This window comes from Mycobacterium talmoniae (assembly GCF_001854525.1).
Taxonomy (GTDB): domain Bacteria; phylum Actinomycetota; class Actinomycetes; order Mycobacteriales; family Mycobacteriaceae; genus Mycobacterium; species Mycobacterium talmoniae.
Window position 1 is genome coordinate 1 of record NZ_MLQM01000340.1, and the last position, 1249, is coordinate 1249.

Sequence of the window (1249 nt, forward strand, 5' to 3'; positions counted from 1 at the left end):
CCTTTACCGCAAGTACCGCCCGGCGACGTTCGCCGAAGTGGTGGGGCAGGAGCACGTCACCGAACCGCTGTCCACCGCGCTGACGGCCGGCCGGATCAACCACGCCTACCTGTTCTCCGGGCCGCGGGGCTGCGGCAAGACGTCGTCGGCGCGGATCCTGGCCCGCTCGCTGAACTGCGTGCAGGGCCCGACGGCCACCCCGTGCGGGGTCTGCGAATCCTGCGTGGCGCTGGCCCCCAACGGGCCGGGCAGCGTCGACGTCGTCGAACTCGACGCGGCCAGCCACGGCGGCGTCGACGACACCCGCGAGCTGCGGGACCGGGCGTTCTACGCGCCGGCCCAGTCGCGTTACCGCATTTTCATCATCGACGAAGCGCACATGGTGACCACCGCGGGTTTCAACGCGCTGCTCAAGATCGTCGAGGAGCCGCCCGACCACCTGATCTTCGTGTTCGCCACCACCGAACCGGAGAAGGTGCTGCCCACCATTCGGTCGCGTACCCACCACTACCCGTTCCGGCTGCTGGCGCCGCGCACCATGCGCGAGTTGGTGCAGCGGATCTGCGAGCAGGAAGGCGTCGTCGCCGACGACGCGGTGTACCCGCTGGTGATCCGCGCCGGCGGCGGCTCGCCCCGCGACACCCTGTCGGTGCTCGACCAGTTGCTGGCCGGGGCCGAAGGGGATCGGATCACGTACCAGCGGGCGCTGGGTTTGCTGGGCGCTACCGATATCGCGCTGATCGACGACGCCGTGGAGGCGCTGGCCGCCGGTGATGCCGCCGCCCTGTTCGGCGCGGTGGAATCGGTGATCGACGCCGGCCACGACCCCCGCCGCTTCGCCACCGACCTGCTGGAACGCTTCCGCGATCTCATTGTGCTGCAAGCGGTTCCCGACGCGGTGAGCAAGGGCGTGGTCGACGCGCCGGAAGACGTGCTGGACCGGATGCGGGATCAATCCGCAAGGTTCGGGGCGGCGACCTTGACCCGCTACGCCGAGGTGGTGCAGGCCGGGCTGGGCGAGATGCGTGGTGCGACGGCGCCCCGGCTGCTGCTGGAGGTGGTCTGCGCGCGGCTGCTGCTGCCGTCGGCCGCCGACACCGAGGCGGCGCTGCTGCAGCGCGTCGAGCGCATCGAAAGCCGGCTGGACATGTCGATCCCGGCGCGCGAGACCGCCAACCCGGCCGCGCCGGCCGAACCCGCCGGGCCGCCGCGGCAATACACCCGGCGATCCCAGGCGCCCGAGCGACCC

At 71.7% G+C, this 1249-nt stretch carries 1 protein-coding gene; it reads left to right on the forward strand.

The window, feature by feature from the left end:
- A partial coding sequence (locus BKN37_RS27190; protein WP_071030414.1) for a DNA polymerase III subunits gamma/tau occupies positions 1-1249 on the forward strand: 1249 nt, incomplete at both ends.